General features: G+C 75.9%; 19 protein-coding genes. 10 read left to right on the forward strand and 9 right to left on the reverse strand.

What is annotated here, in order from left to right; all coding sequences use genetic code 11:
* The first annotated feature begins 12 nt into the window (after positions 1–12).
* From ACFU5J_RS10910 to ACFU5J_RS10920, 3 genes are read left to right on the forward strand one after another with little or no spacing between them, the layout of a single operon-like run.
* The gene (locus ACFU5J_RS10910; protein WP_430578726.1) at positions 13–2,022 is read left to right on the forward strand and encodes a dynamin family protein; all 2,010 of its coding nucleotides are present in this window, start codon (positions 13–15) and stop codon (positions 2,020–2,022) included.
* Positions 2,019–3,752 carry a GTPase gene (locus ACFU5J_RS10915; protein WP_430578727.1) on the forward strand — a complete coding sequence of 578 codons (1,734 nt, stop codon included), beginning with the start codon at positions 2,019–2,021 and terminating at the stop codon, positions 3,750–3,752. The genes ACFU5J_RS10910 and ACFU5J_RS10915 overlap by 4 nt, the downstream gene beginning before the upstream one ends.
* A 50-nt stretch (positions 3,753–3,802) precedes the next feature.
* Positions 3,803–4,306: an acyl-CoA thioesterase gene (locus ACFU5J_RS10920; RefSeq protein WP_430578728.1), complete on the forward strand. Its 504-nt coding sequence runs from the start codon at positions 3,803–3,805 to the stop codon at positions 4,304–4,306.
* A 15-nt stretch (positions 4,307–4,321) separates the two neighbouring features.
* Here ACFU5J_RS10920 and ACFU5J_RS10925 read toward each other — a convergent pair whose 3' ends face one another.
* The 3 genes from ACFU5J_RS10925 to ACFU5J_RS10935 form a co-directional block, all read right to left on the reverse strand.
* Complete coding sequence (locus ACFU5J_RS10925) at positions 4,322–5,296, reverse strand: DNA topoisomerase IB (RefSeq protein WP_430578729.1); 975 nt, start codon at positions 5,294–5,296, stop codon at positions 4,322–4,324.
* Between the two features lie 77 nt (positions 5,297–5,373).
* Complete coding sequence (locus tag ACFU5J_RS10930; protein WP_430575030.1) at positions 5,374–6,297, reverse strand: acyl-CoA thioesterase; 924 nt, start codon at positions 6,295–6,297, stop codon at positions 5,374–5,376.
* Between the two features lie 13 nt (positions 6,298–6,310).
* A complete protein-coding gene (locus ACFU5J_RS10935) occupies positions 6,311–6,718 on the reverse strand; it encodes a globin (RefSeq protein ID WP_430575031.1) in 408 nt (135 codons plus the stop codon).
* Between the two features lie 103 nt (positions 6,719–6,821).
* Here ACFU5J_RS10935 and ACFU5J_RS10940 point away from each other — a divergent pair, with 103 nt between their 5' ends.
* Positions 6,822–7,070, forward strand: a complete 249-nt coding sequence (locus ACFU5J_RS10940) for a glucose PTS transporter subunit EIIB (protein WP_430575032.1) — start codon at positions 6,822–6,824, stop codon at positions 7,068–7,070.
* Between the two features lie 41 nt (positions 7,071–7,111).
* On the opposite strand, the gene ACFU5J_RS10945 is transcribed toward ACFU5J_RS10940, so the two are convergent.
* Positions 7,112–8,173 carry a mechanosensitive ion channel family protein gene (locus ACFU5J_RS10945; RefSeq protein WP_430575033.1) on the reverse strand — a complete coding sequence of 354 codons (1,062 nt, stop codon included), beginning with the start codon at positions 8,171–8,173 and terminating at the stop codon, positions 7,112–7,114.
* A gap of 255 nt (positions 8,174–8,428) precedes the next feature.
* Here ACFU5J_RS10945 and ACFU5J_RS10950 point away from each other — a divergent pair, with 255 nt between their 5' ends.
* Together ACFU5J_RS10950 and malQ are read left to right on the forward strand one after the other, a co-directional pair.
* Positions 8,429–8,695, forward strand: coding sequence for a PT domain-containing protein (locus ACFU5J_RS10950; RefSeq protein ID WP_430578794.1), 267 nt, complete (start codon positions 8,429–8,431; stop codon positions 8,693–8,695).
* Positions 8,608–10,728, forward strand: coding sequence for a 4-alpha-glucanotransferase (malQ, locus tag ACFU5J_RS10955; protein WP_430578795.1), 2,121 nt, complete (start codon positions 8,608–8,610; stop codon positions 10,726–10,728). Before ACFU5J_RS10950 ends, malQ begins: the two co-directional genes overlap by 88 nt.
* 68 nt (positions 10,729–10,796) lie before the next feature.
* On the opposite strand, the gene pepN is transcribed toward malQ, so the two are convergent.
* Positions 10,797–13,364 carry an aminopeptidase N gene (pepN, locus tag ACFU5J_RS10960; RefSeq protein ID WP_430578730.1) on the reverse strand — a complete coding sequence of 856 codons (2,568 nt, stop codon included), beginning with the start codon at positions 13,362–13,364 and terminating at the stop codon, positions 10,797–10,799.
* A 222-nt stretch (positions 13,365–13,586) separates the two neighbouring features.
* Here pepN and ACFU5J_RS10965 point away from each other — a divergent pair, with 222 nt between their 5' ends.
* On the forward strand, positions 13,587–14,696 hold the full coding sequence (locus tag ACFU5J_RS10965; protein ID WP_430578731.1) for a hypothetical protein: 1,110 nt from the start codon (positions 13,587–13,589) through the stop codon (positions 14,694–14,696).
* A 156-nt stretch (positions 14,697–14,852) separates the two neighbouring features.
* On the opposite strand, the gene ACFU5J_RS10970 is transcribed toward ACFU5J_RS10965, so the two are convergent.
* A complete protein-coding gene (locus tag ACFU5J_RS10970) occupies positions 14,853–16,865 on the reverse strand; it encodes a M13 family metallopeptidase (RefSeq protein WP_430578732.1) in 2,013 nt (670 codons plus the stop codon).
* Between the two features lie 51 nt (positions 16,866–16,916).
* On the opposite strand from ACFU5J_RS10970, the gene ACFU5J_RS10975 reads away from it, so the two are divergent.
* Together ACFU5J_RS10975 and ACFU5J_RS10980 are read left to right on the forward strand one after the other, a co-directional pair.
* Positions 16,917–17,384 (forward strand): ribose-5-phosphate isomerase, encoded by a 468-nt coding sequence (locus tag ACFU5J_RS10975; RefSeq protein ID WP_430575037.1) that lies wholly within the window; start codon positions 16,917–16,919, stop codon positions 17,382–17,384.
* A gap of 14 nt (positions 17,385–17,398) precedes the next feature.
* On the forward strand, positions 17,399–18,409 hold the full coding sequence (locus ACFU5J_RS10980) for an Fpg/Nei family DNA glycosylase (RefSeq protein WP_430578733.1): 1,011 nt from the start codon (positions 17,399–17,401) through the stop codon (positions 18,407–18,409).
* On the opposite strand, the gene ACFU5J_RS10985 is transcribed toward ACFU5J_RS10980, so the two are convergent.
* Together ACFU5J_RS10985 and eis are read right to left on the reverse strand one after the other, a co-directional pair.
* Positions 18,400–19,404, reverse strand: coding sequence for a phosphotransferase (locus ACFU5J_RS10985; RefSeq protein ID WP_430578734.1), 1,005 nt, complete (start codon positions 19,402–19,404; stop codon positions 18,400–18,402). The genes ACFU5J_RS10980 and ACFU5J_RS10985 overlap by 10 nt on opposite strands.
* Positions 19,404–20,708: an enhanced intracellular survival protein Eis gene (eis, locus tag ACFU5J_RS10990; protein ID WP_430578735.1), complete on the reverse strand. Its 1,305-nt coding sequence runs from the start codon at positions 20,706–20,708 to the stop codon at positions 19,404–19,406. Before eis ends, ACFU5J_RS10985 begins: the two co-directional genes overlap by 1 nt.
* 120 nt (positions 20,709–20,828) lie before the next feature.
* Between eis and ACFU5J_RS10995 the strand changes: the two genes are divergently transcribed.
* The gene (locus ACFU5J_RS10995) at positions 20,829–21,266 is read left to right on the forward strand and encodes an MGMT family protein (protein ID WP_430578736.1); all 438 of its coding nucleotides are present in this window, start codon (positions 20,829–20,831) and stop codon (positions 21,264–21,266) included.
* A 4-nt stretch (positions 21,267–21,270) separates the two neighbouring features.
* On the opposite strand, the gene ACFU5J_RS11000 is transcribed toward ACFU5J_RS10995, so the two are convergent.
* Positions 21,271–22,407 (reverse strand): LLM class F420-dependent oxidoreductase, encoded by a 1,137-nt coding sequence (locus ACFU5J_RS11000; protein ID WP_430578796.1) that lies wholly within the window; start codon positions 22,405–22,407, stop codon positions 21,271–21,273.
* Between the last annotated feature and the right edge of the window lie 69 nt (positions 22,408–22,476).

Genomic DNA, 22,476 nt, shown 5'->3' on the forward strand with positions numbered 1-22,476 from the left:
CACACTGGGCACATGACCGACCCGGACCCGACGCCCGACCCTGCACCGCGGGAGGGGGCGACCGCCCGGGAGCTCGTGGACGCGCTGGAGGTGCTGCGCGCGCGCCTGGGTGCCCTGCGCCTGCCGCTGGAGACGCCCGGGGTCGCGGCGGCGCGCACGGACCTGCACCAGGCGGTCGACCAGCTCGACGACTACCTGCTGCCGCGGCTGCGCGCAGAGCGGGCGCCGCTGCTGGTGGTCGTCGGCGGGTCCACCGGTGCGGGGAAGTCGACGCTGGTCAACTCCCTGCTGGGCGAGCCGGTCTCGGCGCCCGGCGTCCTCCGGCCGACCACCCGCGCCCCCGTGCTGGTGCACCACCCCCTCGACGCGCGGTGGTTCACCACCGACCGGGTGCTGCCGGGCCTGGCCCGCGTGACCTCCTCGGGCGCCGGGCCGCGCGGCGAGGCCGCCCCCGCGGAGGGCGGCGACCGGTCGGCGGAAGGCGCGGCCGCGCTGCGCCTGGTCGCGAGCGACGCGCTGCCCCAGGGCCTGGCGCTGCTGGACGCGCCGGACATCGACTCCGTGGAGGTCGCCAACCGCGAGCTGTCCGCGCAGCTGCTGGGTGCGGCCGACCTCTGGCTCTTCGTCACGACGGCCGCCCGCTACGCCGACGCCGTGCCGTGGGACCTGCTGGGGCAGGCCGCCCGCCGTCGCGCGCAGGTCGCGATCGTGCTCGACCGGGTGGACCCGGGGGCGGAGGTCGTGGCCGACGACCTGCGCCGCATGGTCGCCGAGCACGGGCTCGAGGGCGCGCGCGTCTTCGTCCTCGGCGAGGCGGCGGAGCAGGGGCCGGACGCCCTCGTCGACGGCCTGCTGCCGGAGGCGGCGGTCGCGGAGGTCGCGACCTGGCTCTCCGGGCTGGGCGGCGACCCCGAGGCGCGGGCCCGCGTCATCGCGGCCACCCGGGACGGCGTCGTGGACGACCTGGTGCGCCGCGCCGTCGCGCTCGCCGAGACGGCCGACGGGCAGGAGGTGGCCGACGCGCGCCTGCGGGACGCCGCGCGCCGCTACCACGCGGAGGCGCTGGCGCAGGTGGAGGCGGCGACGTCGGACGGCGCGCTGCTGCGCGGCGAGGTCCTGGCCCGCTGGCAGGACTTCGTCGGCACGGGGGAGTTCTTCCGCGCGGTCGAGGCGGGGGTCGGGCGGGCGCGCGACGCGCTGGTGCGGTTCTTCCGCGGGCGGCCGAAGGAGGGCCCGCAGGTGGAGCAGGCCATCGCGACCGGCCTGGAGTCGGTGATCCTCGACGCCGCGGAGCAGGCCGCCGAGCGCACCTACACGGCCTGGCGAGGTGACGCCGCGGGAGCGGCGCTCCTGGACGGCCTCGACCTGGCGCGGGTGCCGGCGGCGCTGCGCACCGAGGTCGCCGTGCAGATCCGGGGCTGGCAGGAGGACGTGCTGGAGCTGGTGCGGGAGCAGGGGGAGTCACGGCGCGGCACGGCCCGCGCGGTGTCGTTCGGCGTCAACGCGCTCGGCGTCAGCCTCATGGTGATCGTCTTCGCGTCCACCGCGGGGCTCACCGGCGCCGAGATCGGCATCGCGGGCGGTACCGCCGTCGTGGCGCAGAAGCTGCTCGAGGCCGTGTTCGGCGACGAGGCGGTGCGGCGCCTCGCCGCGCAGGCGAAGGAGCGCCTGCAGGCCCGCGTCGAGGCGGTGCTGCGCGGGCAGGCGGCGCGCTACACGGCGCAGCTCGACGCGCTCGGCACGCAGGAGACGGGCGCGGCCGGGGTGCGCGACGCCGCCCACCGGGTGGCCGCCACCGCGCGCACCGAGCGCGCGGCCCGCACCGTCCCGGACGAGGGGGCGACACGCCCGTGGAGCGGGGGGCTGCTGCGCGGGGCCGGGACGCTGCGCCCGCCCGAGGCGCCCGACCGGGCCGCGGAGGCCGACGACGCCGGCGAGGCGCTTGGCGACGACTCCGGGCGCCGCGGGGGCTGGTGGTCGCGCTGGCGCGCCCGCGACCGGCGCGAGGAGGGGGACGCGTGAGCCGGATCGACCTGGCGGACCGTACCGCCGCCCTCGAGACGGCCGTGGCGGCCGCGAGCGGCCGCCTGGACCGCGCGCTGCTCGACGACGCGCGCGCCGTCGTCACACGCGCCCGCGAACGGGGCGGCCTGTCCGCGGAGCACACGGTCGTCGCGCTCGCGGGCGCCACCGGCTCCGGCAAGTCCAGCGTGCTCAACGCGGTCGCCGGCGAGGAGATCGCGACCGTCGGCGTGCGGCGCCCCACGACCTCCCACCCGGTGGCTGCCGTGTGGGGCGACGGTGCCGGTCCGCTGCTGGACTGGCTCGAGGTGCGGCGGCGGCAGGAGATGGCGCTCCCCGAGGACGACGACGACGGCCCGGCGCGGCCGCCGCGCCGGGGGATCGCCCGGCTGCGCGGGCGGCGGGTGCCCGCCGGGATCTCGACGGGCCTCGTGCTGCTGGACCTGCCGGACCACGACTCGGTGGTCGTGGAGCACCGTGTGCGCGCGGAGCGGCTGGTGGAGCGGGCGGACCTGCTGGTGTGGGTCGTGGACCCGCAGAAGTACGCCGACGCCGCGCTGCACGAGGGCTACCTGCGGCCGCTGGCGGGCCGGTCGGAGGTGGTGGTGGTCGTGCTCAACCAGACCGACCGGCTGTCCGCCGCGGAGACCGACGCCATGCTCGCCGACCTGCGTCGCCTGGTCGCCGCGGACGGCCTCGACGGCGCCCGCGTGCTGGCGGTGTCCGCGGCCACGGGGCAGGGGATGGACCAGCTCAAGGGGCTGCTCGCCGAGGCCGCGGCGCGCCGGGAGGCCGCGACCGCGCGGCTCGCCGCGGACGCCCGGGCGGCGGCCCGGGCCATCGCCGACGCGTGCGGCACCGGGCCGGCGCCCCGCGCCGGCGAGCGGGCGGCGGGCACGCTCGTCGACGCGCTCGAGGCCGCCGCGGGCGTGCCCACGGTGGCGGACGCCGTGGCAGCGGCGCACCGGCGCGACGCCCACCTCGTCACGGGGTGGCCCGTGACCCGGTGGGTGTCCCGCCTGAGGCGCGACCCGCTGCGTCGCCTCGGCCTCCGCCGCGGGGGAGAGGGCGGTGCGCGCGAGGCCGGCGGCCCCGGGCGGGGAGCACCCGAGCGGCCGGACCTGGTGCGCAGCTCGCTGCCCACGGCCCGGCCCGCGGTGCGCGCCGCCGCCGCGTCGGCGGTCCGGCGCTACGTCGACGAGGTGACGGACGGGGCCCCGGACGCCTGGGTGCTCGTCGCGCGGGCGCGGGCGCAGGACGGGATCGACCGGCTGCCGGGCGACCTGGACCAGGCGGTGGTCGGGACGCAGCTGGAGGCCGCGCGCCGGCCGCGCTGGTGGGCCGTCGCGGGCTTCGTCCAGTGGCTGCTGCTCGCGGCCGCCGTCGCGGGCCTCCTGTGGCTCGCCGCGGCCGCGGCGATCGAGTACTTCCGCCTGCCGCCGCTGATCCTGCCCGTCCTCACCGTGGACCTCACGGGTTCCGGGGGCGGGGTGCTGGAGGTCCCCTGGCCCACGCTCCTCGCGATCGGCGGGCTCCTGCTGGGCCTGCTGCTCGCCCTGGTCGCGCGGGGGGTCGCCGCGGCGGGGGCTCGGCGCCGGGCCACCCGGGTGCGGCGCCGGCTGCGTGAGTCGGTGACGGGTGTCGCGGACCACCTGGTGCGGGTGCCGGTGGGCGACGAGCTCGGCGCCCTCGCCCGCTGCCGTGCCGCCGCGGCGATCGCCGCGGGCTGACGACCGCGCCGATTCCTGGACGGGCCCGCCGTCGTGCGACGATGCGAGCCATGACCCGTCTGCACGTTCCCGTCCCGCTGCGCTGGTCCGACCTCGACGCGTACCAGCACGTCAACAACGTCGCGATGTTCGGCCTCCTGGAGGACGCCCGCATCACCGCGTTCTGGCGCCACGCGGACGCCGCGGACGGCGAGGAGTGGCCCACCGCCATCCTGGACACCGGCCCGCACGCGACGTCGCACACTTTCGTCGCCGGACAGCAGATCGAGTACCTGCGGCCGCTGGGCTTTACGCGCACCCCGGTGCGCGTGGAGATGTGGATCGGCGCCATCGGCGGGGCCAGCCTGGAGGTCTGCTACGAGGTGCACGACGGCGCGCCCGGCGGCTTCCCGCGCACGGCCCCGGCGTCCGGCGCCGCCCCGTACGTCAAGGCCGTCACGACGATCGTCGTCGTGGACGCGGCCAGCGGGAAGCCCCGCCGCGTGACCGAGGACGAGCGCGCCGCGTGGGAGCCGTTCCTCGAGGAGCCCGTGGCGTTCCGCCGCCGCGGCTGACCCGCGTCGGCCAGGTCAGCCCAGCAGGTCCAGGACGGCGCTCTCGGCGCTCGCGCGCGTCCGGGTCGGGCCGATCGTCTCGCCGTGCTCCCACAGGTCGAACAGGCGCGGGTCGATGTACGACGAGCGGGCGACCGCGGGCGTGTTGCCGAGCTCGTCGGCCACGTCGCCGACGATCCCGCGGATCACGCGTGCCCGGCCGCGTCCGGACGGGGGCGGCGCGCCGACCTCGGCCAGCGCCCGCGCGGTGAGCACGGTGGCGTGCCAGGTGCGGAAGTCCTTCGGCGTCGCGTCCGCGCCGAGGCGCTCCTTGACGTCGCCCTGCACGTCCGCGCTGGAGACGTCGTGCCAGCTGCCGGTGTCGTCCCGCCAGGCGAGCAGGTCGACGCCGCCGCGGCGCCGCTTGAGCGTCGTGACGAGGCGGGCCACCGTCGGGTCCTCCACGAGGGCGTCGCGCAGCTGCCCCGACTTGGCGGGGTAGCGGAAGTGCACGGTGCCGTCGCGCCGCACGGTGGCGTGCTCCTTGCGGATCGTCGCGAGGCCGTAGCTGCCGTGCCGAGCGGCGTAGACCTCGCCGCCCGCGCGGAAGTACGCGTCGTCGAGCAGCCGGAACGCGAGCGCGAGCACCGTCCGGCGGCCGAGGCCGGGCCGGGAGAGGTCACGGGTCACCCGGCCCCGGGCGGCCGGCAGCCGGCGCCCGATGTCGAGCACGTGGTCGTGCTTGCGCCGGGACCGCCGCTCCTGCCACTCCTCGTGGTACAGGTACTGCCCGCGTCCGGCGTCGTCCCGGCCGAACGCCTGCAGGTGGCCGTCGGGGTGGCGGCAGATCCACACGTCGGTCCAGGCCGGCGGGATCGCCAGGCGCGTGCAGCGCGCCACCTCGGCCGCGTCGTCGAGGGGCGCTCCCGCGACGTCGAGGAACACCCAGCCGTCACCCTTCGCGCGGCGCGAGTAGCCGGGCGAGGACGCGGACACACGGCGCAGTCGCACGCGCACAGTGTGCGCCGCGGCCGTGGTCCCCGCACCGCCGCCGTGGCGGCCGCGATCAGGCCGCGATCAGGCCGCGATCAGGAGGGCAGCCGGATCATGCCCTCCTGCGCGATGCTCGCCACGAGCCGCCCCTCGCGGTCGTAGACGCGCGCCAGGCCGAGGCCGCGCCCGCCCTGGGCGCCGGGGGACTCCTGCACGTACAGCAGCCAGTCGTCGGCGCGCGCGTCGCGGTGGAACCACATCGCGTGGTCGAGGCTCGCCATCGGCACGGTGCCGCCCACGTCGGTCCACGACTTCCCGGCCTGGCGCAGCACGGGTTCCAGCATCACCTGGTCGCAGGCGAACGCGAGGAGCGCGCGGTGCAGCAGCCGGTCGTCGGAGGCGATCGCGTGCCGGGCGCGGACCCACACCTGCTGGGTGGGCTTGGGGTCCGGGTCGGGGCCGAGGTACAGCGAGCCGCCCACGTGCCGCAGGTCGAACGCCGACTCGTGGGACCAGAACTTCGCGGCAGGGTGGTCGATGCCGTCGAGCATCTCGATCGCGGACGGGACGTCCTCGGGCGGCGGCACGTCGCCAGGCGCGGGCTCCGAGGCCTCGTAGCCCGGCTGGTCCACCTGGAACGACACCGTGAGCGACAGGATCGGCTTGTTGTGCTGGATGGCGTGCGAGCGGCGCGCGCTGAACGACCGCCCGTCGCGCAGCCGCTCGACGGCGAAGTCGATCGGGGTGTCCAGCGTGCCCTCGCGCAGGAAGTACGCGTGCAGCGAGTGCGGCAGGCGGTCGTCGTCGACGGTGCGCCCGCAGGCGAGCAGCGCCTGCGCCAGCACCTGGCCGCCGTACACGCGCCGGGCGGGGCCGGGCACGCTGTCGCCGCGCCACAGGTCGTCCTCGCCGCGCGGGCCCCAGCCGTCGACCTCGCTCAGGTCGAGCGCGGACAGGAGGCGGTCCAGGGCGTCGGGGATGGCGCCGGAGGCGGTGGCGGTGGTCGTCGTCTCGCTCACGCTCGCTCCTCGTTCACTCGTCGAAGGTGTTGATCATGCTGTGGGCCGCGCGCTCCAGGTAGTCCCAGAGCTGGGACTCGTGGATCGGCGCCAGGCCGAGCGAGTCGACGGCGGTGCGCATGTGCCGCAGCCAGCGGTCGCGGGCGTCGGGGTTGACCTTGAACGGCGCGTGCCGCATGCGCAGCCGCGGGTGGCCGCGCTGCTGGCTGTAGGTCGTCGGGCCGCCCCAGTACTGCTCGAGGAACAGGGTGAGCCGCACCTTCGCGGGCCCGAGGTCCTCCTCCGGGTACATGGGACGCAGCACCTCGTCGTCGGCGACGCCCTCGTAGAACACGTCGACGAGGCGCTCGAAGGTGGTGTGCCCGCCGACGGCGTCGTAGAACGACTCCGGAGGGGCCGCGGGTGAAGTCTGGTCCGTCACCGGGCCATCCTCCCAGACGCGAGGACGCCGCTTCTCCCGTCCTGGCGCCCGGCGCGTTAGGCTGGTCACGGACCTGCAACGACGCAATCCACGGGAGGCCCCTATGACCATCGCCTCGAACAAGGCTGACGACATCCTCGCGGCGCTCGGCGGCAGCCGGAACGTCGTCGAGCTCGAGCCGTGCATCACCCGGTTGCGGGTCGAGGTGAGCGACCCGGACCTCGTGGACGAGCCGGGGCTCAAGGCGTCGGGGGCGTTCGGCGTGGTGCGCTCGGGCCGCGTGGTGCAGGTGATCGTGGGGCCGGAGGCCGACGACCTCGCGGCCCAGATGGACCCGCTGCTCGTCTCCTGACCCCACCGGGCCCGCCCGGCGACGCCGATGCGGCGCGCCGGTCAGGCGTCGCCGTCGGCGGCCTTCTCCAGCGCGGGCAGCTCCGGCTCGTCCAGCCGCGGGAGCACCCCCGCCTCGCGCAGCTGCTCCTGCGCGAGGCGGCGCAGCTCGCGCGAGACCTCCCACTGGTCTCCGGGGCGGGTCTGCGCGTGCAGCGTGAACGTCAGGGTGGCGTCGTTGACGGCGTCGACGCCGCGCACGGACGGGACCTCGAGCAGCACGGACGAGAGCACCGGGTCGGACTGCAGGGCGTCCGCGGCCCGGCCGAGCGCCGCGCGGACCAGGTCGACGTCGGAGCCGACGGGGACCCGCACCTCGGCGACGGCCCGCGACCACTGCTGCGTCATGTTCCCGGCGCGCAGGATCTCGCCGTTGCGCACGTACCAGAGGGTGCCGTCGAAGGCGCGCACCTGCGTGACGCGCAGCTGCACCTCCTCGACGGTGCCGACGGCGCCCGACCCGAGGTCGACCGTGTCGCCGACGCCGAACTGGTCCTCGACCAGCAGGAAGATGCCGGAGATGAAGTCCTTCACGAGCGCCTGGGCGCCGAAACCGATCGCGATACCGACGACCCCGGCGGACGCGATCAGGGGGGCGACGTTGACGCCCACCGACTGCAGGATCATCAGCAGCATGATCGTGCCGACCACGATGTTGGCGGACGACCGCAGCACGGAGCCGACGGTGCGGGCCCGCTGCGCCCGCCGCTGCTTGGCCAGCGGGTTGGCCATGGCCAGCGCGTCCTCCACGAAGGGGGCGCGGTTGAGGTACCGGCGCCACGCCGCCGAGGGCGAGGGACCCTCGGTGGTCTTCGTCCCCGCCCCCGTGGCGATGCTCTCGGTGACGTGCCCGATCACACGGCGCAGCAGCGCCAGGACGATGCCGCCGATCACCAGGATGACGAGGATCTGCAGCGGCCAGCCGGTGAACCACTCCCAGAACTTGGACCCGGCGTCGGCCGCGGCCTTCGCGCCCTCGTCGAGGATGGAGGTCTCGCTGGGGTCGGGGCTCGGGCTCACCGCCGCAGGGGCAGCGGTCCGGAGGGAGAGGATCGCGGGAGTCACCCGACCACGGTAGCGAGGGCCGCCGTCGTGACGAAACGCCCGCCGGCCCCGGGCGCCGCAGCGTGGGCGGACGGCCTGGTCGCGCGGGGGATGGCAGGATCGTTCCCGTGAGCAAGGACAAGCCGACCACGGACGAGACGCCCGACGACGCGCGCGCCCAAGCGCCCGAGGCGGCGGCCGAGTCCTCGTCCGGGTCGCCGTCGTCGCCCGCCGCCACGAAGGAGCGCGAGGAGCCCGCCGTGCAGGACGCGGACCATTCCGACGAGAAGGCCGACGAGAAGGCCGACGAGAAGGCCGACGAGAAGGCCGACGAGAAGGCCGACGAGAAGGCCGACGAGAAGGCCGACGAGAAGCTGGCCGAGGAGCCCGCGGACCAGCCGTCGGCGGAGGCGCCCGCCGCCGGAGGCGCGCGTGCGGACGAGCCGGACGACGCCCTGCGCGAGCTGGCCGCGGCGTACGGCGTGCTCACCGAGCACCACGGCTTCGGCGGGGACGTGGTCCGCGCCCCGGCGTCGACGCTGATCTCCGTCCTCGGCGCCCTGGGCGTCCCGGCGGACTCGCCGCAGCAGGTGACGCACAGCCTGCAGCGCGCGCAGGACGACGCGTGGCGCACGGTGCTCCCGCACACCGTCGTCGTGCGCCAGGGCGACGGCGCGCACGTGCCGGTGCACGTCACGGACGGCGCGGCGGTCCACGTGTGGCTCGAGGTGGACGGCGCGGAGCCGGCGGCCCGCGACCACGCGGTGCGCCCGCGCCGCGACCTGGAGCAGCTCGACGTCTTCGTCGAGCCCCGCACGGTCGACGGCCGTCGGGTGGGGCGCGCGACGTTCGCCCTGCCCGCCGACCTGCCCCTCGGCTGGCACGCTCTGTACGCGCTCGCCGAGGGCCACGAGACCCGCACCACCGTGGTCGTCACGCCCGGCCGGCTGGAGCTGCCGGCGGGCCTGGACGACGACCAGTGGTGGGGCTTCCTCGTCCAGCTGTACTCGGTGCGCTCGAGCACGTCGTGGGGCGTGGGCGACCTCGCCGACCTCGCGGACCTGGCATGGCTGACGGCGCACCGGGGCGGGGCCGACTTCGTGGGCGTGAACCCGCTGTCGGCCACCGAGCCGGTGACCCCGCTGACCCCGTCGCCGTACCTGCCGACGAGCCGCCGCTTCCTCAGCCCGCTCTACGTGCGCGTGGAGGACATCCCGGAGACGGCCTACCTGTCCGCGGCGGACCGTTCCCTCGTGGAGTGGGCCGCCGACCCGGTGCGCGACCTCGTCGCCGACCCGGGCGCGCTCGACCGCGACGCGGTGTGGGAGGCCAAGAAGGCGGCCCTCGAGGTCGTGTTCACGGCCCCGCGCCGCGCGGCCCGGCAGGCGGCGTACGAGGAGTTCGTCGCCGAGGAGGGGACGGGCCTGCGCGACTTCGCCACCTGGTGCGCCATCGTCGAGCACCTGGGCTCGCGGCCCCGGCCCGACGAGCTGGGCGACCCGGCCTCGCCGGCCGTCGCGGCGCTGCGCGAGCGGCTGTCCGAGCGGGTCGAGTTCTACGTCTGGCTCCAGTGGGTGGCCGACGAGCAGAAGCAGACCGCCCAGCGCGTGGCGCGCGAGGCCGGGATGCGGATCGGGATCATGCACGACCTCGCCGTCGGCGCGCACCCGCAGGGCGCGGACGCCTGGGCGCACCGCGACGTGCTGGCGCGCGACGTCTCCGTCGGCGCACCCCCCGACATGTACAACCAGCAGGGCCAGTCCTGGTCGCAGCCGCCGTGGAACCCGCGTGCGCTCGCGAAGGCCGGCTACGCCCCCTACCGGGACATGCTGCGCACCGTGCTGCGGCACGCGGGTGCCCTGCGGGTGGACCACGTGATCGGCCTGTTCCGCCAGTGGTGGGTGCCCGCCGGTGCCGCGCCGTCCGACGGCACCTACGTGCGCTTCGACCACGAGGCGCTGGTCGGGATCCTGTGCCTGGAGGCGCGTCGCGCGGGAGCCGTCGTCGTGGGGGAGGACCTCGGCGTCTTCGAGCCGTGGGTGCGCGACCAGCTCGCCGCGCGCGGGGTCCTGGGCACCTCGGTGCTGTGGTTCGAGAAGGAGGACGGGCGGCCGCTGGAGCCGGAGAGGTACCGGCGCGCGTCGCTCGCCACCGTCGGCACGCACGACATGCCGCCCGCGGCCGGCTACCTCGCCGGGGAGCACGTCGACCTGCGGGAGCGCCTCGGGCTCCTCGCCGACGACGCGCAGGAGCTGCGCAGCCTCGCCCGCACGGAGCGGGACTCCGTCGTGCTGGCCCTCGCCATGCGGGGCCTGGTCTCGGACCACCCGTCCGAGCGGGAGATCGTCGAGGGCCTGCACCGCTACCTGCGCCGGTCCCCGGCGGCCCTGGTGGGCGTGCAGCTCACCGACGCCGTCGGCGAGCGCCGGACGCAGAACCAGCCCGGCACCGACCAGGAGTACCCGAACTGGAAGGTGCCGCTGGCCGACGGCTCCGGCAACGTCGTGCTGGTGGACGACCTCTTCGAGAACGCGCGCCTGCGCTCCCTCGTCCAGGCGGTCCGCACCGCGCGGTAGCGCCGCCCGGAGGCACGGAACCCCGCCCGGTCACGCGACCGGGCGGGGTTCCGTCTGTCAGGGCGTCGTCAGCGGGCGTCGACGGCCTGCGCGGCGAGCGCGCGCTCGGTGCCGGCGAGCTGCTCGACCACCATGCGGCGCAGGGCGGCCGGGGCGTCCGCGTGGGCGTCCAGCCAGCCGCGGACGGCGTCGCGCAGCGCGGCCGACGCGAGCGGCGCCGGGTAGAGGCCCTCGATGAGCTCCTCCGCGATGTGGTAGCTGCGCGTGGTCCAGATCGGCAGCAGCGCGTCGACCCAGCGGGCGGCGAACGGCTCCAGCACGGCCGGGTCCGTCACGTGCACGAAGCCCGCGGCCGTGGAGCGGATGATCGCGTTCGGCACGTCCGTCCGGTCGACGATCGACGCGAACGCGGCCTCCTTGCCCTCGACCGTCGGCCGGGCGGCGCGCGCCCGGGCGGCGGCCTGGCGGCCGGTCGCGGTGTCGTCCTGCGCGAGGGCGGCGTCGATCTCCGCGTCCTCGGCCGCGCCGAGCAGCACGAGGCTCTCGAGCAGCTCCCACCGCAGGTCGGTGTCCACCTCGAGGCCGCCGAGGGCGACGGACCCGTCGAGCAGCCCGCGCAGCGGCGCCGCGTGCTCGGAGGTCGACGCCAGCGCCGCGAAGAACTTCACGAGCTGCAGCTGCAGGTCGGAGCCCGCCTCGGCGTCCTGCGCGAGCGCCCAGAGGCGGTCGCCGATGCGCGCCAGGGTCGCGGCGCGGCGCTCCGGCGCCACGTAGGACCGGGCGGCCAGGCCGAGCTGGTTCATCGTGGTGCGGACCGTCGTCGACTCCGTCTCGGCGGCGATGTTGCCGAGCACCAGGTCGACGTACGACGACGCGGGCGTCTCGCCGTCGCGCACCGCGTCCCAGACCGAGCCCCAGACGAGGGAGCGGGCCAGCGGGTCGCTGATGTGCGACAGGTGCTCGACGGCCACCGCGAGGGACTCGTCGTCGAGGCGGATCTTGGCGTACGCGAGGTCGTCGTCGTTGAGGAGCACGAGCGCGGGGCGCTCGCGGCCCACGAGCCCCGGCACCTCGGTGCGCTCGCCGTCGACGTCGATGACGACCTGGTGGGTGCGCACCAGCGCGCCGTCGACCAGGTCGTAGCAGCCGATGCCGAGGCGGTGCGGGCGGATGGTCGGGTAGTCGGCGGGCGCCGACTGCAGCACCGCGAAGCCGCTGATGCGGCCCTCGGCGTCGACCTCGATCTCCGGGCGGAGCGTGTTGACGCCCGCCGTCTCCAGCCACGCCTTCGACCAGGCGGCGAGGTCGCGGCCGCTCGTGGCCTCGAGCTCGACGAGGAGGTCGCGCAGCTCGGTGTTGGACCACGCGTGCTTGCGGAAGTACGCGGAGACGCCGGAGAGGAACTCCTCGCGGCCGACCCACGCGGCGAGCTGCTTGAGGACCGACGCGCCCTTGGCGTAGGTGATGCCGTCGAAGTTGACCTGCACGTCCTCGAGGTCGCGGATCTCCGCGACGATCGGGTGGGTGGAGGGCAGCTGGTCCTGGCGGTAGGCCCAGGTCTTCTCCATGGCGGAGAAGGTGGTCCAGGCAGCCTCCCACTCGGTGGCCTCGGCGGTGGCGAGCGTGGACGCGTACTCGGCGAACGACTCGTTCAGCCAGAGGTCGTTCCACCACTTCATCGTGACGAGGTCGCCGAACCACATGTGGGCCAGCTCGTGCAGGATCGTCACGACCCGGCGCTCGCGGATCGCGTCGGTGACCTGGGAGCGGAAGACGTAGGACTCGGTGAAGGTCACGCAGCCCGGGTTCTCCATCGCGCCCATGTTGTACTCGGGCACGAAGAGCTGGTCGTACTTGTCGAACGGGTACGGCACGCCGAAGGTCGACTCGTAGAACGCGAAGCCCTTGCGGGTGGTCTCCATGATGTAGTCGGCGTCGAGGTGCTCGGCCAGCGACGAGCGGCAGAACACGCCCAGCGGGATCGTGCGGCCGTCCGACGACGTGAGCTCGCCGCGCTGCACGGCGTAGGGGCCGGCGACGAGGGCCACCAGGTAGGACGAGATGCGCGGCGTCGGCTCGAACGCCCACGTCGCGGTCGGGACGTCGGCGTCCGTCGCGTGCGTGGCGTCGGCCGGCTCCGGCGTCGGCTGGTTCGACACGACCTCCCAGGCGGCGGGGGCGGTGACGGTGACCTGGAACGGCGCCTTGAGGTCGGGCTGCTCGAAGGTGGCGAAGACGCGGCGGGCGTCCGGCACCTCGAACTGGGTGTACAGGTAGACCTCGCCGTCGACCGGGTCGACGAAGCGGTGCAGGCCCTCGCCCGTGTTCGTGTAGGCGCAGTCGGCGACGACGCGCAGCTCGTTCTGCGCGGCGAGGTCGGCGAGCGCGATGCGCGAGTCGGCGAACACCTCGGCCGGGTCCAGCGCGCGGCCGTTGAGCACGACCTCGCGCACGGACGGCGCGACCAGGTCGACGAAGGTGCTCGCGCCGGGGGTGGCGGAGAACCGGATGACGGTGGTGGACGCGAACGTGGTCGGGCCGGTGGTGAGGTCGAGGTCGATGGCGTACGACTCGACGTCGGTGACGACGTCGGCGCGCTCGATCGCCTCGGCGCGGGTCAGGTTCTCTCCGGGCACGGGTTCTCCCTCGTTTCAAGGTGGTGCAGCGCGTGATGGGCGCGCAGGCTCGCGCACGATGATGCCACCTCGAACCAGGGCCGACGCACGGAATTGCCCCGTTCCTGCGGGGACGGGTTCGACCGTCGAGACCGGATCGTGACATCCTGCCCGGTGCGTCGTCGCGGCGAGGGTGCCCAGCACCGCCCGACGGCGCCCGAGGAGTGACTGGAGGGAGTCCAGATGTCCGGCACCGTTCCGCCGCCCCCGCCGGGGCACGACGGCAGGCCGCCGACCGTGCCGCCGGCCGCCGGCGTGCGTCGCGTGGCGTCCGCGTACCAGAGCCCGTCCGCCGTCGACCCGATGGCGGAGGTGCCGCTGCAGCAGGTCACCGCGCCGGCCGCCATGGCCGCGCCCGCCGCGCCGACCGCGCACGCCCCCGTCCCGCCGCCGCCGGACGCCGCCCCGGGGGTCGCGCCGAGCACGACGCCGGCCCCGCCGGTGTACCAGCCCACCCAGCAGATCCCGCCCGCGTCGTACGGCCAGCAGCCCTCCTACGCGCCGGCGCCGCCGAGCGTGCCCGCGGGCCAGCCCGGCTACCCGGCCCAGCCCGGCTACGCCGCCCCGACCGGCTACCAGTCCGGCTACGAGCCCGCGTACCAGGGCGGCTACCAGGCCGCGCCGGCCCAGCCGGTGGCGGCCACCCAGGTGCAGCAGCCGGTGTACACGCAGCCCGCACCGGCGGCGCAGCCGCCGGGCGGTGCCTACCCGGGGGCCGGCGCCGCCGTGCCCCCGCCGCCGGAGCCGCCGCGCCGCCGCAGGCTCTCGGCGGGCTGGATCGCGTTCATCGCGATCGACGTCGTCCTCATCGCCCTGGCGGCGGTGTTCGCCGTCCAGATCCTCACGTCGTCGTCCCCGAACCCGCCCGATGCGGGGGCCGACGCGGTCACGACGCCGGCCCCGTCGGTCTCCGCGTCCGAGGACGCGCCGATGCAGGGCGCGGCGCTGGCGAAGTTCGCGGCGCCGTCGAAGAACATCACGTGCACGATCTACGCGGACGGCGTGTCCTGCGGCATCGCGCAGCTCAACCAGCAGCCGGCTCCGGTCGACGGCTGCGACGGCACCACGGGGTACGTGGCGACGGTCGACTCGGACGGCAACGTCAAGCTGCCGTGCGTCCCCACGGACCAGCAGCCGAAGAAGGCCGGCGGGAAGGTCGACACCCTCGACTACGGCAAGTCGCTCACCGAGGGCGACTTCACGTGCACGAGCGAGCAGACGGGCATGTCCTGCACCCACGACCCGACGGGCAAGGGCTTCAGCCTCGCCCGTGCCGGCATCGGCCAGAGCTGACACCTCGGACGGACCGACACCCCTCCACCGCCGGAGCGCGGGCGCACGACGCCAGGCGCGAGGGCGGGGGAGGGGTGTCGACGTCGCGAGGCGGCCGAGGCCGGCCGGACGGCGCGCCTCGCGAGAGGCGCACCCCGGCCGCCCGGCCCCCGCCGATCACCAGATGCGGACGCGCTCCTCGGGAGCGAGCCAGAGCGCGTCGTCGGGGCCCACGCCGTAGGTGGCGTGGAACTCGTCGACGTTGCGCACCACGCCGTTGCAGCGGAACTCGTTGGGCGAGTGCGGGTCGGTGGCGATCCGGCGCACCATCTCCTCGTCGCGGCCCTTGGACTGCCACACCTGGGCCCAGCCGAGGAAGATCCGCTCGAGGCCGGTGAGGCCGTCGACGACGGGGGCGTCCTCGAGCGCGGCGCCGAGCGCGATGCGGTAGGCCTTGATCGCGATGGACAGGCCGCCGAGGTCGCCGATGTTCTCGCCGATGGTGAGCGCGCCGTTGACGTGCGGGCCGTCCTCGGGCAGCTGTGCGGGGCGGAAGGCGTCGTACTGGGCGATGAGTGCGGAGGTCCGCTTCTCGAACTCGGTGCGGTCGGTCTCGGTCCACCAGTCCTCGAGGCGGCCGTCGCCGTCGTACTTGGAGCCCTGGTCGTCGAAGCCGTGGCCGATCTCGTGCCCGATGACGCCGCCGATGCCGCCGTAGTTCACGGCGTCGTCGGCGTCCGGGTCGAAGAACGGGGGCTGCAGGATCGCGGCCGGGAAGACGATCTCGTTCATGCCCGGGTTGTAGTACGCGTTGACGGTCTGCGGCGTCATGAACCACTCGTCGCGGTCGATCGGGCGGCCGATCTTGCCGAGCTCGTGGTCCTGCTCGAAGGCGTGGGCGCGGCGGACGTTGCCGACGAGGTCGGCGGCGTCCACCTCGAGCGCGGCGTAGTCGCGCCACTTCACGGGGTAGCCGACCTTGGGCGTGAAGCGCTCGAGCTTCGCGAGGGCCTTGACCTTGGTCTCGGGCGTCATCCAGTCGAGCTGGTCGATGGACTCGCGGTAGGCGGCCACGAGGTTCTCGACGAGCGTGTCCATCCGCTCCTTGTGCTCCGGCGGGAAGTGCCGCTCGACGTACTGCTCGCCGACGGCCTCGCCGAGCGCGCGCTCGACGAGCGCGACGCCGCGCTTCCAGCGGTCGCGCACCTCCTGGGCGCCCGACAGGGTGCGGCCGTAGAAGTCGAAGTTGGCCTCGACGGTGGCGTCGTCGAGGTAGGCGGCGCGGGCCGTGAGCAGGTGGTAGGCGGCCCACAGCTTCCAGTCGGCGAGCGGCTCCGACCGCCACAGCTCCGCGAACCCGGTGGCGAAGGACGGCTCGCGCACGACGAGCGAGTCCAGCGACCCGGCGGGGGCGCCGAGCGCGGCGGCCCAGGCGCGCCAGTCGAAGCCCGGCGCCTGCTCGACGAGGTCGGCGAGCGTCATCGGGTTGTACGTGAGGTCGGCGTCGCGGTCGCGCACGACGTCCCAGTGGTGCCCGGCGAGCTTCGTCTCCAGCGCGAGGACGCGCGCGGCGGCGTCCTCCGGGTCGGCGCCCCACGCGGAGCCGGCGGTGACGCCGGCGAGGCGCAGGATGCGCGCCAGGTGCGGGGCGTACTTCTCGCGCACGGGCGCGTGCTGGTCCTCGCGGTAGTACGCCTCGTCGGGCAGGCCGAGGCCGCCCTGCACGAGGTACGTCACGTAGGTCTCGGGATCCTTGGCGTCGTTGTCGACGTAGAACGCGACCGCGCCGCCGCCGCCGGTGCGCTGCAGGGCGCCGAGCACGTCGACGAGCTCCGCGGGCGAGGTCGCCGCGGCGATCCGGGCGAGCTCCGCGGCCACCGGCGCGGTGCCGAGCTGCTGCACCTTCTCGGTGTCGAGGAAGCTGGCGTACAGCGCGCCGATCTTGGCGGGCGTGGACGCGGGGTCGAGGTCCTCGGTGGCGGCGAGGTCGGTGATGATGGCGCGAACCCGCTCCTCGGAGAGGTCGTGCAGGGCACGGAACGCGCCGTCCATGGCGCGGTCGGCGGGGATCTCGTGCTGGGCGAGCCAACGCCCGTTGACGTGGCGGTAGAGGTCGTCCTGCGGGCGGACGCCCTGGTCGAGGGCGGAGAGGTCGATACCGGACCGCAGCCCGGTGGCGTCGGCAGTCATGGCGTCACCCTACGGCGCCCCACCCCCACGGCGTGGGGGAGAATGGGCGCCATGCGTCTGCACATCGCCGCCGATCACGCCGGATACGAGCTCAAGGCCCATCTCGTCGACCACCTGCGTGCCGCCGGGCACGACGTCGTCGACCACGGGGCGCACGAGTACGACCCGCAGGACGACTACCCCGCGTTCTGCATCGCCGCGGGCGAGGCGGTCGTGGCGGAGCCGGGCTCGCTCGGCGTCGTCATCGGCGGGTCGGGCAACGGCGAGCAGATCGCCGCGAACAAGGTCGTGGGCGTCCGCGCGGTGCTCGCGTGGTCGCTGGAGACGGCGCGCCTGGGCCGCCAGCACAACGACGCCAACGTCATCGCCGTCGGGGGCCGCATGCACCCCGTCGACGAGGCGACCGCGTTCGTCGAGGCGTTCGTCGCGGAGCCGTTCAGCGGCGACGCCCGCCACCAGCGCCGCATCGACAAGCTGGCCGCGTACGAGGCGTCGCACGACGTTTCCGCCATCTCCTGACCCGCCCGACCGACGTGCCGGAAGGTCACACCGTCCACCGCCTCGCGCGGGCCCTGGACGGGCTCTTCGGCGGGCGGACGCTCGCCGTCTCCAGCCCGCAGGGCCGGTTCGCGGGCGGCGCCGCGCTGCTCGACGGCCGTCGCGTGGTGGCCGTCGAGGCGTGGGGCAAGCAGCTGTTCTGCGCCTTCGCGCCCGCGGGCGCGAAGGGCGGCGACGGGGCCGACGACGTGCGCTGGCTGCGCGTGCACCTGGGCCTCTACGGGGCGTGGACGTTCGCGGGCGACGGCAGCGCCGACGTCGTGCACGCGATCGGCGCGCCGCGGCGCCGCATCGGCGAGCGGGAGACCACGCCGGACCTCCCCGCCGGGGACGCTCTCGCCGCGGAGGCGGGGGACTGGGCGCCGCCCGCCCCGCGCGGCGCGGTGCGCCTGCGGCTGGTGGGTGCCCACGCCGTGGCGGACCTCACCGGGCCGACGGCGTGCGAGGTGCTCACGGACCGCGAGAAGGCCGCCGTCGAGGCGCGGCTCGGGCCGGACCCGATCCGGGCCGACGGCGGGCGCGGGTCGCCGGAGGCGTCCCGGGCGGCGTTCGTCGACCGCGTGCGGCGCTCGCGCGTGACGGTCGGGCAGCAGCTCATGGACCAGGCGGTGATCGCCGGCGTGGGCAACATCTACCGCGCCGAGGCGCTCTTCCGCGCCGGGCTGGACCCGCTGCGGCCGGGGCGCGACGTGCCCGGGCCCGTGCTCGCCGCGATCTGGGACGACCTCGTGGTCCTCATGCGCGACGGCGCGGCCACGGGCGCGATCGTCACGACCCGCCCGGAGCACCGCGTGCCCGACGGCGTGCACGGCGCCGGCCGCCGCACCCGGCAGAACACCGACGGCACCGCGGGCGCCGTCCCCGCCGACGAGGCGTTCTACGTCTACCACCGCGACGGGCTGCCGTGCCGCGTGTGCGGCGCCCCCGTGCTCACCAAGGAGCTGGCCGGGCGCAACCTGTTCTGGTGCGGGGTCTGTCAGGCCTGACGGTCCAGCAGCCCGGACAGGTGACGGCCGGGGGCCTCGCCCCACTCCGCCCACTCGTCGTCGGTGGCCTCGGCCAGCGCCCCGCACCACGCCCACGCGCGGTTGACGGCGTGCGTGGTGCCCGCGGCGCGGCGCAGGTCGTCCCAGCCGCCGTGGCGGCCGTCGTCGAACCCCGGCAGGCCGCGCGCGGCGAGCCACGCCGCCCACGACGACCGGTACGCGGCCTCGACGGGCTCCCAGGCGACGCCGGCGTCGCGGGCCACGTCCGAGGACACCTCCAGCACCTCGAGGGGGTGCGCCCACTGCGCGTCGCCGAGGTCGAAGACGTGCAGCGCGCCGCCGGTCTCGAACACGTTGCCGGGGTGCAGGTCGCCGTGCTGCAGGGTCGCGGGCAGCGGACCCGCCGCGAGGGCGCCGGCGGCGTCGAGGACGGCGGGCCGCGCGCGGTCGAGGGCGGCGGCGGTCGCCTCGTCGAGGCGCGCGGGATGACCGGGCGGCAGCGCGCGCAGGCGGCCCAGGACGGTGTCGAACCGGCCCGGCACGGTGCCGGGGGAGCAGTCGGGCAGGCCGGTGGCCAGGAGCTCCTCGCGGCGCGCGGCGACGTCCTGCTGGAGGCGCGCGAACCGTGTGAGGACGGCGCCCCAGTCGGCCGGGGTCGGTGCCCGGCGCTCGCGGAGGGTCGCCCCGCGGTCGGCCGTGAGCATCCATCCCCTCGCGGCCTCGACCGCGAGCGGCGCGTCGACCTGGTCGGGCGCGATCTCGGCCAGCAGCAGTTGCAGCGCCGGCTCGTGCGCCGCCGCCCGGCAGTCGGCCTTGAACCAGACGCGTCCGCCGTCGGTCTCGAGCACGAGCTGGGTGGACCAGGGGCGCACCCGCGTCTGGTCGGCCGGGGCGGCGGTGCGCATGCCCCGGCGGGCGAGCGCGTCGTCGGTCCAGGCGGCGACCTCCGCCCGCCAGGCGGCGGAGGTCACCGCGGTCGAGAACGCGTCGGCCATCAGAACACCCAGCCGCACGCGGGGGCCAGCGGCCACCCGAAGGCCGCGCTCGCGTGCGCGAGCGCGCCGGCGGAGCGCTCGACGACGAGCCCCGCGCCCGCCAGGGCCGCGAGGGACGTCCCGCCCAGGAAGGCGGCGCCGAGCTCCCGGACGTCGAGCTCCAGGTCGGGCGCGGCCTCGGTGCGCTCGCAGGAGGCCTCGCCGAACGCGGCCGCCCGCACACGCCACGCCCCGGCGTTCTCGGGCAGGCGCGCGTCGGTGACGCCGAGGACCACGTCGACGTCGGCCTGGTAGCGGCGCCCGGCGAGGGCGGCGGGGACGTCGACGACGCGCACCCACACGTTGTCGGTGACGCGGGCGCCGGCGGCGCGCGGGTCGACGAGCAGGCTCATGACCGCGTCGTCGACGGGCAGCAGGAACGGGTCCGTGCTGCTCATGAGGTCGAGGTCGAGCAGCACGCCCCACAGGGCGCGGGCGGCGGCCGCGTCGAGGGCCACCACGTCTCCCAGGTGCACGGTGCCGCGCGGCCCGGTGACCTGCCAGTCCATGGTGCGGCGGAACGTCGCGTAGCCGCGGGGCTCGCCGTCCCGCTCGACGACGACGACCCGCAGCGACTCGCGCCCGCTCGCGCGGAACGACTTCGGGTCGGCCCAGTAGCTCTCCCAGAGGGCTTCGGACTCCCGGGTGGCCCAGCCGGGCCGGTTGATCCCCGCCGGTCCGGCAGGCAACCCGGGGGCCTGGTGCAGGCGCGCGACGAGCTCGCCGTGGCGGGCGCGGTCACCGTGCTCCACGCGGACGGTGTGGTCGGCGGCGCCGGGGACGTCGCGCAGCGCGGCGCCGCGCGGGACGCTGATGCGGAGGTCGTCGGCGGCCTTGCCGTACCCGAACCGGCCGTAGATGGGGGCCTCCGCGGCGAAGAGCGCGGAGAGGGGCTCGCCGCGCTCGCGGCAGCGCGCGAGGTGGTCGTCGATCATGGCCGTGAGCAGCCCTCGGCGGCGGTGCTGGGGGTGCACCCCCACCCACGTGAGGCCGGCGGTCGGCAGCGTCGCGCCGGGCACGGGGAAGTGGGCGAACGGGTACGACGCGCGGATCGCGGCGAGCCCGCCGCCCGGGGCGTCCTCGGCCTCGACGCCGACGGCCCGCTCCCAGGTGAGGGGCAGCGGCAGCTCGTCGAAGTCCGCGACGGCGTGCGGGTCGGGGAAGGCCCAGGTGTCGAGGTCGAGCAGCGCGCCGCGGTCGTCGGCGGTGAGCTGCCGGGAGCGGTAGCCGGCGGGCAGGGAGGAGCGGGAGCGGTCGGAGGTCACCGCCCGATCGTGGCGCGGAGCGTGCCTCGGGGCCAGCGGAATTCGGCGCCGCCCGTGGCCGCGCGGACGATTCCCCGTCGTGCCGCCGCCGGGGTGGGCGGCTGGCCGTAGGGTCGCCGTGTGCACGCCGCCGACGAGCCCGCCACCGCGCCGACCGAGGAGCCGCTCGACGGCCCCGAGGAGTACGCCGCCGAGGTCCTGGCCCTGGTACGCCGTATCCCGTCGGGACGGGCGATGACGTACGGCCTGATCGCGGAGATCGTCGGCGAGCGGCTGGGGCGCGGCGGCCCGCGACAGGTCGGGAACGTCATGGCGGGGTCGGGGGACCGCTACGCGCACCTCGTGCCGGACGGCGCGGCGGTGATCGGTCCCGTGCAGGACAACCACCCGGTGCCGTGGTGGCGGGTGGTCAACGCCGCGGGCTCGCCGCCTGCCCGCCACGTCACCGCGGCCCTCGACGCGTTGCGGGCGGAGGGCTGCCCGCTCAGCCGCGACGGGCGGCGCGTGGACCTGCGCCGCGCCGTCTGGTTCCCGGAGGACGACGGCGCGGCACGCTAGCGGGTCAGGCCTTCGACGGCGCCACCCGCGCGGCCACCGCGCCGGCGGCGGCGCGGACACGGGCTCCGAGGGGCGTGCTGCCGTCGACGGACTTCCGGGCGGCCTGCGAGGCCGCCAGCACCGTGAGCATCGACGACGGGTCGCCCTGCAGCAGCAGCGTGGTCAGGGCGGTGTCGTCCCAGCGCGCGAGGTCGCGGGCCACCTTGTCCGCAGGGCCCACCAGGGCGATCTCCTCGACCAGCGCGGTGGGCACGGCGCGCGCCGCGTCCTCCTTGCGGCCCGCGAGGTAGAGCGCCTGCACCTCGTCGAGCTCGGTGGCGTAGCCCAGGCGGTCGAGGGACGCCTTGTGGAAGTTGGCCTCCTTCGAGCCCATGCCGCCCGCGTACAGGGCGATGTGGGGCCGGATGACGTCGGCGGCGGCCTCGACGTCGTCACGCACGACGACGGGCACGGTCGCCAGCACCTCGAAGCCCGACGCGGGGGTGCGCTCGTCGGCGCGCTGCGCGAACCCGGCGGCCAGGAGCTCGCGGTGCTCGGCGTCGGCCTTCGGGGCGTAGAAGCCGGCCATCCAGCCGTCGGCGACCTCCGCGGCGAGGGCCACGTTCTTGGGGCCCTGGGCCGCGAGCACGATGGGGATGTCGGCGCGGCGCGGGTGCACGGTCGGCTTGAGCGCCTTGCCGAGACCGGTGGCGCCGGGGGCGTCGGCGGGCAGGGGCAGGCGGAAGAACTCGCCGTCCGCGGTCACGGGGCGCTCGCGGGCGAAGACCTGGCGCACCACGTCCACGTACTCGCGCGTGCGCGCCAGGGGACGGCGGTACGGCTGGCCGTACCAGCCCTCCACGACCTGCGGGCCGGAGGCGCCGAGGCCCAGCACGAAGCGGCCGCCGGACAGGTGGTCGAGCGTGATCGCCTGCATCGCGGTGGCCGTGGGCGTGCGGGCCGCCATCTGCGCGATGCCGGTGCCCAGCCGCAGGCGCCGGGTGCGCGACCCCCACCAGGCCAGCGGGGTGAACGCGTCGGACCCGTAGGCCTCCGCCGTCCACACCGAGTCGAGGCCGAGCGCCTCGGCCGCGACGAGCGCGGGGACGATGCCCCTGGGGGGCTTGCGGGACCAGTAGCCGGTCTGGATGCCGATGCGCAGGGTGCTCATGGGGCGGGGTGCTCCTCGTCGAGATGGGACCGCCGGAATGTGTCCGGTACCCGCAGTACG

The organism is Isoptericola sp. NPDC057559, assembly GCF_042801555.1.
Lineage (GTDB): Bacteria > Actinomycetota > Actinomycetes > Actinomycetales > Cellulomonadaceae > Isoptericola.